Origin of the sequence: Methylobacterium symbioticum (assembly GCF_902141845.1) — a bacterium.
GTDB lineage: Bacteria > Pseudomonadota > Alphaproteobacteria > Rhizobiales > Beijerinckiaceae > Methylobacterium > Methylobacterium symbioticum.
On the sequence record NZ_CABFPH010000154.1, the window covers coordinates 1 to 9418 of the forward strand.

Annotated in this window: 9 protein-coding genes and 1 pseudogene; 9 read left to right on the forward strand and 1 reads right to left on the reverse strand. The window is 71.7% G+C overall.

Annotated features, from left to right (window positions below):
- The 5 genes from MET9862_RS26995 to argE all read left to right on the forward strand — a co-directional run.
- The coding region (locus tag MET9862_RS26995) for an outer membrane beta-barrel protein (RefSeq protein WP_142586010.1) at positions 1-1439 on the forward strand (1439 nt) is incomplete at its 5' end.
- A 219-nt stretch (positions 1440-1658) separates the two neighbouring features.
- A complete protein-coding gene (locus MET9862_RS27000; RefSeq protein ID WP_142586011.1) occupies positions 1659-2090 on the forward strand; it encodes a translation initiation factor 2 in 432 nt (143 codons plus the stop codon).
- Positions 2091-2332: 242 nt separating this feature from the next.
- Positions 2333-2590 carry a hypothetical protein gene (locus tag MET9862_RS27005; protein WP_142586012.1) on the forward strand — a complete coding sequence of 86 codons (258 nt, stop codon included), beginning with the start codon at positions 2333-2335 and terminating at the stop codon, positions 2588-2590.
- A gap of 202 nt (positions 2591-2792) precedes the next feature.
- The gene (lanM, locus tag MET9862_RS27010; protein WP_142586013.1) at positions 2793-3206 is read left to right on the forward strand and encodes a lanmodulin LanM; all 414 of its coding nucleotides are present in this window, start codon (positions 2793-2795) and stop codon (positions 3204-3206) included.
- 171 nt (positions 3207-3377) lie between these two features.
- Positions 3378-4526: an acetylornithine deacetylase gene (argE, locus tag MET9862_RS27015; protein WP_142586014.1), complete on the forward strand. Its 1149-nt coding sequence runs from the start codon at positions 3378-3380 to the stop codon at positions 4524-4526.
- A gap of 187 nt (positions 4527-4713) precedes the next feature.
- Here argE and MET9862_RS27020 read toward each other — a convergent pair whose 3' ends face one another.
- A complete protein-coding gene (locus MET9862_RS27020; RefSeq protein WP_142586015.1) occupies positions 4714-6510 on the reverse strand; it encodes an adenine deaminase C-terminal domain-containing protein in 1797 nt (598 codons plus the stop codon).
- Positions 6511-6755: 245 nt separating this feature from the next.
- On the opposite strand from MET9862_RS27020, the gene MET9862_RS27025 reads away from it, so the two are divergent.
- The 4 genes and pseudogenes from MET9862_RS27025 to MET9862_RS29860 all read left to right on the forward strand — a co-directional run.
- Positions 6756-7541, forward strand: coding sequence for a YfdX family protein (locus MET9862_RS27025; protein ID WP_142586016.1), 786 nt, complete (start codon positions 6756-6758; stop codon positions 7539-7541).
- Positions 7542-7628: 87 nt separating this feature from the next.
- Entirely contained in the window at positions 7629-8210 is a 582-nt protein-coding gene (locus MET9862_RS27030; protein ID WP_142586017.1) for a c-type cytochrome, methanol metabolism-related, read from the forward strand.
- A gap of 152 nt (positions 8211-8362) precedes the next feature.
- Positions 8363-8995, forward strand: coding sequence for a L,D-transpeptidase (locus tag MET9862_RS27035; RefSeq protein WP_142586018.1), 633 nt, complete (start codon positions 8363-8365; stop codon positions 8993-8995).
- Positions 8996-9108: 113 nt separating this feature from the next.
- Positions 9109-9418, forward strand: a pseudogene (locus MET9862_RS29860) (hypothetical protein); the annotation flags it as partial.

Below are 9418 nucleotides of genomic sequence, written 5' to 3' on the forward strand. Positions count from 1 at the left end.
CCTCCTTGCGCCCCCGCGCGCCGGTGCTGCGGCCCGGCGGCGTCGGGGCGAGCGCCCAGTCCCTCTCCGCCCTGCTCAAGCGCCGGGCCGCGCCGCCGCGCCGCGCGACCCTGCCCACACGCCGGGCGGTGCGTGAGATCGTGCAGGTGCCGAGCCCCGCCGCGCGCCTGACCCCGGTGGTGCAGAACCCGGTCTCCGGCGTGCCCCTGGCGCAGCCGCTGCCGAGCCCGATCCTCGGCCTGATCACCCCGGGCTCGCTGCTGGCGAACGGCCTGCGCCGGCCGATCGCCACCGACGACGCCTACGCGCCCCTCGGGATCAAGCTCGGCAGCTTCACCCTCCTGCCGGCCTTCACCCAGAGCCTCGGCTACGACACCAACCCGGACCAGCTCGCCGGACGCGGCGCCCGGGGCTCGGTGGCCTCGCGCAGCGAGGCCGAGCTCGCCTTCCGCAGCGACTGGTCGGCGAGCGAGCTCGCGGGCGAATTGCGCGGCAGCTACCTCGAATATCCGCAGAACGAGGCGGCGAGCCGCCCCAACGCGGTCGGCGCGGTGCGGCTGCGCGTGGACGTGAACCGGGACCTGCGCCTCGACGCCGAGGGCCGCTTCCTCGTGGACAGCCAGCGCACCTCCAGCGCCGACCTCCAGGCCAGCAATGCCACCAGCCGCCCGCTCATCGCGAGCTACGGGGCGAGCCTCGGCGCGACGCAGGCCTTCAACCGGCTCTCGGTCTCGCTGCGCGGCTCGGTCGACCGCTTCACCTTCGACGACGCGCAGCTCGCCGACGGCACCCGCCTCGTCCAGAGCGACCGCAACCAGAACCAGTACGGCCTGCGCCTGCGCGCGGCCTACGAGCTGTCGCCGACGATCAGCCCCTTCGTGGACCTGCTCGCCGACACCCGCATCTACGACCTCGTCCGCGACACCAACGGCCTGCGCCGCGACTCGGACGGCGTCGGCATCGCCGCGGGCGCGACCTTCGCGCTGGCGCGCACCGTCACCGGCGAGATCTCGGCCGGCCTGCAGCACCGGACCTATGTCGACCCGAGCTTGCGCGACATCAACGCGCCGCTCCTCAACGCGGCCCTGGTCTGGTCGGTGAGCCCGCTCACCAGCGTGCGCCTCGGCGCGGTGACGAGCGTCACCGAGACCACCGTGGCCGGGTCCAGCGGCGCCGTCACCGAGACCGCCTCCCTGGAGGTGCAGCACGACCTCCTGCGCAACCTCTCGATCACCCTCGGCGGGGCCTATCTCCAGAACACCTACCAGGGCGTGCGCATCAACGAGACCGGCTTCTCGGCCACCGCCCGGGCGGATTACCGCTTCACCCGCTGGCTGACCCTGCGCGGCACCTACATCTACCAGCAGATCGACAGCACCGTGCCGAGCGCGAGCTTTCGCGATCACACCTTCCTGCTCGGCCTGCGCGTGAACCCGTGACGCCCCCTCGCGCAACCTGAGATTTAATAGATTTCAGATCTTTTCTTGCAGCAGTTGTTTTATCGGTTCGACAAGTCGGATTCGGCACCACAGCCGTTTCAATCAATCGATCCGCGCTGCTCTCGATGCGGGATAAGTCTCTTCCCGGCTTGAACACAGTCGATTGATGTGACCAGACCGGCCGTGCTGTCAACGATCGCAGCGACGGGGTCCATCGACATGAAGAAGCTGGTCATCACGGCACTGATTGCATTCAATGCAGCGGCCTGCGGCAGCATCGTGCGCGGCACGACGGAACAGGTTTCGTTCATCTCGGAGCCCTCGGGCGCGGCGATGGCGACGAACCTGAAATATGCCTGCCCGGCGACGCCCTGCACTCTCGAGGTCGAGCGCTCCGACGAGTTCGACGCGACCTTCAGCAAGCCCGGTTACCGGCCCACCACCATCCCGGTGCGCACGAAGGTCGTCACGAAGGGCGCGGCCGGGTTCGCCGGCAACCTGCTGGCCGGCGGCGTGGTCGGGATGGGCGTGGACGCCTATACCGGCGCCGCCATGGATCACGACCCGAACCCGGTCTTCGCGCGCCTGTCCCCGGACGCCGCGCCCCGGACCCGCCGGACCGGCCCGGCCGCCGGCGCGCCCGGCATGTAGGGCGCGTCCGCCCCGCCTCCTGCGGAGGACCGCCGCCCCGCGACCGCCCGGATGGATGGCGGCGCGGCGGCCCGCCGCCATCCGGTATCGCGCCCAATCCCGAGGCGCGCCACGGCGAGGGACGCCGCGAATCCGGATCCGGCAGCCTCAGGGCCGCGATTCGAATGGGGAACGATGCCGGCGGCGGGGTGTTGGCCCCGGACATCGGAACACCCACCCGACGATCAGAGAGGAGCTTCCTCATGAAGACCGTCCTGGCCGGCGCCGTGCTCGCCGCCTCCCTCGCCGCCCCCTTCGCCACCGCGCTTCCGGCCGCCGCGCAGCGCATCGATATCGGCCCCGGCGGCCCGAGCCTCGACCTGCGCTCCCGCGCCCAGCGCGAGCGCGACTATCACCGCGACGCGTACCGCCGCACCCGCGACTACGACCGGGGAGACTCTTACCGCCGCGAGCGCTTCGACGACGGCCCGCGCCGCGGCCGCCGCGATTACGACTACTGAGCCGAGACCGGGCCGGCGCCCGGGCGCCGGCTTTCACGTTCCCGCGACTGTCGAGAGGGCCGGTCCGCCGGCCCTCTCGCGCGTCCGGGCCATGACCAGGCGCCGCGGACGGAAAATCGTCACCTGGCCCGCCTCCGCCCCTTGTGCGCTGCAAAAGCCGGCGCTAGGGGAATGAGGCAGAATTTTTCGGGAGAATCTGGCAATGGCCCTTCGTGTTCTCAGCACCTTCGCCGCGGTCGCCCTCGCCGCGACGGCCCTCTCCGCCCCCGTCGCCCTGGCGAAGCCCGCCGGTGGCGCCGCCGCCGTCAAGATGATCGACACCGACAACGACGGCACCGTCGACATGAAGGAGATCGAGGCCGTGGCCTCGGCGACCTTCGACCGCCTGGAGAAGGACGCGGACGGCACCCTCGACGCCAAGGAGCTGAAGGGCCGCCTGAGCAAGGCCGGCGTGAAGCAGGCCGACCCGGACAACGACGGCACCCTCGACAAGAAGGAGTACCTCGCGGCGGTGGCCGAGCGCTTCAAGCTGGCCGACCCGGACAACGACGGCACCCTGGACGCCAAGGAGCTGAACACCAAGGCCGGCAAGGCGCTGCTCGCGCTGATCAAGTAAGCGCCGCGCAACCCGCCGCGCCGCATGGGGCCGCCTCGCTCGCCGGGGCGGCCCTGTTTCGTTTGCGCATCGGGACAAGGGCTTAGGGCCATCTCGGATTGCACCGCCCTCGGGTACGGCCCTAGAAGATCCGGCCATCGCGCCTCGCTTCCGCCCGGCCCCAGGACCCGCATGACGCCCGTCGAGATCCTCGAACAGCTCGTCGCCTTCGACACGGTGAGCGCGAAGAGCAACCTCGCCCTGGTCGATTACGTGGAGGGCCTCGCCCGCGCGGCCGGGGCCGAGACCGACCGCGTCCTCGACGGGACCGGCACCAAGGCGGGCCTGTGGATCACGATCGGCCCGCGCGACGTGCCGGGCTACGTGCTCTCGGGCCACAGCGACGTGGTGCCGGCGGACGGCCAGGCCTGGACCAGCGACCCGTTCACGCTCACGCTCCGCGACGGTCGCCTCTACGGGCGCGGCACCTCGGACATGAAGGGCTTCGTCGCCGTCTGCCTCGCGCTGATGCCGGAGATGGCGGCGGCCAACCTCACCCGGCCGCTCCACATCGCCCTCTCCTACGACGAGGAGGTCGGCTGCCTCGGCGTGCGTCCCCTGATCGCGCGGATGCGGGATCGCGGCCTCCGGCCGCTCGGCTGCTTCGTCGGCGAGCCGACGGGGATGGCGGTGGTGATCGGCCACAAGGGCAAGAGCGCGGCCCGCCTCACCTTCCACGGGCGTGCCTGCCACTCGGCGCTGGCGCCGCGCGGCGTCAACGCCGTGGAATACGCCGCCCGCTTCATCGACCATGTGCGGCTGAGCGCCGAGGCGCTCGCCCGGGACGGCGCCCGCGACGGGCTCTACGACGTGCCCCACACCACCGGCCTGTGCAGCGTGGTGCACGGGGGCACGGCGCTCAACATCGTGCCCGATGCCTGCAGCGTGGAGTTCGAATACCGCGCCATCGCGGGCGACGATGCAGGGGCGCTGGCCGGCGCGGCGATCGCCTACGCCACCGACACGCTCGGGGCCGAGATGCGCGCGCGCGACCCCGCCTGCGGCGTCACGGTGGAGCCGCTGATCGACTATCCGGGCCTCGACCTCGACCCGGATTCCGGGCTCGTCACGCTGACGAAGCGCCTCGCCGGCCGGAACCACCACGCCAAGGTCTCGTTCGGCACCGAGGCCGGTCTGTTCCAGGCGCTCGGCGACGTGCCGGCGGTGGTGATCGGGCCGGGCTCGATCGAGCGCGCCCACAAGGCCGACGAATACGTGGAGCCGGCGGAACTCGAGGCCTGCGCCGGCTTCCTGCGCCGGCTGATCGCGGACTCGCGGTGAGCCGCCTCTCCCTCCCCCCGCTGCGGGGGAGGGTGGCCCCCGAAGGGGGTCGGGAGAGGGGTGCGACGGTGCAGGTGCGGTCGCTGCGCGGCATGAAGGCCGTGCCTCGTCCGGAAGCGGGGTTCCCCTCTCCCGCCTCACTGCGTTCGGCACCCTCCCCCGCAGAGGGGGGAGGGTGAAGCGCCTCTCACACCCCCTCGAACAGCGGCACCAGCGCCATCTCGGGCACGCGCACCAGCCCCTTGTCGGTGAGGCGGATCTGCGGGATCACCGAGAGCGGGATCAGGTTGAAGCCCATATAGGGGATGGCGCAGCCGGCCTCGGCCCAGGCCGCCTTCAGCGCCCGCATCCCGTCCGCCACCGCGCCCACGCGCTGGTCCGAGATCAGGCCGGCCACCGGCAATTCCACCATCGCGACGACCCGGCCGTCGGCGACCACGCAGACCCCGCCCTGCACCGCCGCGATGGCCGCGACGGCGACGCGCATGTCGGCCTCGTTCAGGCCCGCCACCACGAGGTTGTGCGCGTCGTGCCCGACGCTGGAGGCGACCGCGCCGCGCGTGAGCCCGAAGGCGCTGAGCAACCCGTGGGCGACGCCCCCGCCCCGCCCGTGCCGCTCGATCACCGCCACGTGGCAGAGGCCGTGCGCGTGGAGCGTCTCCGCCCAGTCCGCCCCGGGCGTCAGCGCCACGCGCTCATGGGCGAGCTCGATGCCGGGCAGCACCGTGCGGATGGCGTTGACGGTGCAGGGCGCGGCCGGCAGCGGCGGCACCAAAGCGGGCAGGGTCTCGGGCAGTTTCACCGTGCGATAGGCGGCCGGCGGATAGCGGTAGGGCCGCTCGAGCGCCCGCTCGAGGAGGGGCGTCGGCCGGCGATCCGCGACCACCAAGTCGCCGCCATACCAGGTCGCCTGCGGCACGAGGGCGTCGTCGAGGAGCACGAGATCGGCCCGGCGCCCGCCGCCGAGCCCGCCGATCTCCCCGTCGAGGGCGAAGCGCGTCGCCGGGTGCAGCGAGCCCATCGCCCAGGCGGCGGCCTCGGGGATGCCGTGGCGGACCGCCTCGCGCACCACCCAGTCGAGCCCGTAGGCGAGCAGGTCGTCGGCGTCGCGGTCGTCGGTGCAGGCGCAGACCCGCTTCCAGGCGGCGCCGTACTCGGTCACCGTGCCGATCGCCTTCGGCAGCGAGTGCCAGGGGGTGGTGGGCGGCCCGCCGCGCAGGAAGATCCAGAGGCCAGCCTCCAGGAGGTCGTCGGCGATCTCGGCATCGACCGCCTCGTGGGTGTCGGTGACGCCGCTCGCGGCATAGGCGCTCACGAAGTCCCGCCCGTAGATATGGCCCGAGACCGGCCGCCCGCGCTCGAGCGCCGCCGCGAGGATGGCGTGGGCCCGCGGATCGCCCTCGGCCACCGCCACGAAATCCATCTTCTCGCCGAGCCCGATCGCCTCCGGCCAGGCCTCGAACAGGGCCGCGATCTTCTCCGGCGTCAGGTCGCCGCCCGCGGTCTCGATGGCGGGGGTGGTGGCCGGCACCGTGCTCGGCACCGTGAGGTAGATGTTGAGCGGGGCGGCGCGGGCATCCTCCAGCATCCAGGCGACGCCGTCGGCGTCGAGCACGTTGCCGATCTCGTGGCTGTCGCAGACGATGGTGGTGGTGCCGTTGAGAAGCGCGGCCTCGGCATAGGCGCAGGCCGTGACCATGCTGCTCTCGATATGCAGGTGCGGATCGACCAGCCCCGGCGCCAGCAGCCCGCCGCGGGCGTCGTATGTCCTGGCGCCCCTGTAGGTGCCGGCCGGCTTCACCGCGGCGATGCGCCCGCCCGCGATCCAGATCTCCCGGTCGGGCAGGATCCGCTCCGAATAGGTGGAGAGCAGCCGCGCGCCCGTGATCACGGAATCGGGCTCCGCGCGCCCGGCGGCGACATCGGCGAGACGCCGCGTCATCTGGGCCAGGGGGGCGACGGAGAAGCGGGTCAGATTGCTCATCGGGGCCTTCACCGGGTGCGGGTGACGGGGACGGGCATGGAGCGTGCCATGATCGGGGCCGGCAGGCGAACCCGCCTCCGCGCTCCCTGCTCATCCCGGCCGCCTGACGGCATTGCCACCTCTATTGCCGATTTTTAATCTGATGGACATGCGACCAACAGCGCTGAATTCTATTATCTGAACACGGAATGAGGGAAGCCAATAAAGTCTAGACCCCAGTTCCGGCGCTCAGATGGAGATGGGATATGGCTTATCGGAAATCCACGGCTGCGGCCCTCCTGCTCACCACGCTCCTCGGCGGAACCGCCTTCGCCGCCGAACAGGCGGCCCAGCACAACCCCGCGCAGACGCGTGCGATCGACCAAGACGTGGGCAAGCTCTCGAAGGACGGCGCGCAGGGCTTCAGGGATCTCCAACTCACGCGCCTCGCGATCTTCGAGGCGAACCCCGCCCAGGCCAAGGACATGATCGCCAAGGCGCAGGCGGCCTTCGCGAAGGCGAAGACCGACGACGCGCTATTCAACAAGGCCGAGGCCGATCTCAGGACGCCCGGGACCCCCGCCAGCGACAAGGCGACGGCCCAGGCCAATCCGGCCGACACCAAGCCGGCCGCCAAGGAGCAGGTCGCCTGGGTGCCCGTCGATGCCCAGCTGACGCTGGGTGACGACTTCGTGGCCACGCCCGAGAAGGCTTCCGCGGTGACCGAGGCGAACAAGAACCTCGCCCATGGGGACCAGAAGGGGGCTCTGGAGAAGCTCAAGCTCGCCCATGTCGACGTCAACTTCACGATGGCCGTCCTGCCGCTCGACAAGACCATCGCCGATGTCGATCAGGCCGCTACGCTGATCGGACAGGGCAAGTATTACGAGGCCAACGCGATCCTGAAGACGGCCCAGGACGGGATGCGCTTCGATGTGATCGACGCCGTCGCGATCCCGCAGACGGCCAAGGCGGCGACAGCCAGCACGACCTCGTCTCAGGCCATGCCCCAGGCCACCGGTTCGGCCACGGGCACCAAGGCCGGCAAGTAGCCGCGCCCCATCGACCGGACCTCGGCTCGGCCGGCGCATCGCTAAGGTGCCCCGGCCGCCAGAGATGCCCATGGAGGAGGGACACGCATGCGATCCGTGAAAGCTATTGGCGCCGTGCTGGCGATCGGGCTTCTCGGCTGTGGCGGCGCACGCGCGGCAGGGCCGGACGATGCGGCCCCCAACCCGAGCCGCGCAACGGCCGCCGCGTCAGCCGATCTGAAGAGCGAGGGAGCGACGCAGCCCGCCAAACTTCAAGACGGTCAATACACCGACAAGAATGGCGATCCGACCTATCATATCACCGACAATGGCAAGAAGGTCGATTGGTACACGATGTCCGGCTATGTCCGGTACAACTCCAACTGTATCGTCTGCCACGGGCCGGATGGGATGGGATCGACCTACGCCCCGTCCCTGGTCGATTCGCTGAAATCCATGGACTACGCGCATTTCGCCGGCATCGTGCTCGGCGGAAAGAAGGATGTCAGCGCGTCTCAGGACCTGGTGATGCCGGCCTTCGGGGACAACAAGAACGTCACCTGCTACCTGCCCGACATCTACACGTATCTGCGCGCCCGCGCCGAGGGCGCGCTCGGCCGCAATCGTCCGTCCGAGCACGAGCCGAAGCCTGCAGCCTTCGCGAAGGCTGAGGACGCCTGCATGAAGTGACTGGATGGGTCCTCTCTGCGGACGCTCTCTAGGACCACGCCAGGGAGTTCTGGACAACCGCCCTCCGCTCTCCCTGCTGAGGAACCCCCTGCCCCGATCCGCGTAACTCCCTCGGACGACAACCGCCCCGCTTAGCCCTCCGAGGCCCCGCCATGCGCCCGCTCGCCGCGCTCCTGCTCGCCCTCCCCCTCCTCACCGCCCTCACCCCGGCGAGAGCCGACGTGCTGATCCGGGTCGACAAGGACACGCAGCGCCTGCGCGTGAGCGTCGACGGGCGCCCGCGCTACGACTGGGCGGTCTCCACCGGCACCGCGCGCTACGACACGCCGAACGGCACGTACCGGCCGCTGCGGATGGCGCGCACCCACTTCTCGCGCGAGTGGGACGACGCGCCGATGCCGCACGCCATCTTCTTCACCGGGGCGGGCCACGCCATCCACGGCAGCGGCCATGTCTCGGCGCTCGGCCGCCCGGCCTCGCATGGCTGCGTCCGCCTGGCGCCGGGGCGGGCCGCCACCCTGTTCCGGCTGGTGAAGGCGGAAGGGATGGGCAACACCCGCATCGTGGTGGAGGGGGCGGTGCCGCAGGCCGTCGCCGGCGGGTTCCGCAGCCGGCGCGGCTACGAGGGCGACGGCGTGATGTCGGCCGGGATGCAGATGGGCCGAGGGGGATACGGCTATGGCTCCGGGTATGGCTATGGCTATGGCTACGGTTACGGCACTGCGCCGGTGCGCCGTTACGCGCCGGAGCCGGCCTACGGCCTGCCCGAGGACGACCTCGAATAGCCTCCGAAGCTGAACCGTTGCTGCAATCCCGCTTCAGCCCCGGTGCAGCGGCGGCCCGCTAGACCTGTCCCATCGGCCGGACGGTTCCGGCCCGGAAGTCTCGGGGACAGGCCATGAAGACGCTCGCCACCCTCGCGGCCGCCGCGCTCGTCGCCGGCGGCGCCCTCACCTCCACAGCCGCCGAGGCCCGCGGGCGCGGCGGGGCCGTCGCCGCCGGGGTGATCGGCGGGCCCGCCCCGGGCGCCCCCCCCCGCGCCCCGGTCTCCGGCGCGCAGGCCCCCCCGGTCGGCCTCCGCCACCATCGCGGGGCCGGGCATGGGGGCGGGGGAGGGGGGGTCCCCCCCGCCCGCCCCCGCCGCCCGCGCCCCCGGCGGCCCAGCGGGCACGCCCGGCTCAGCCCGCCCCCGCGGGCTTGGTGGAGGC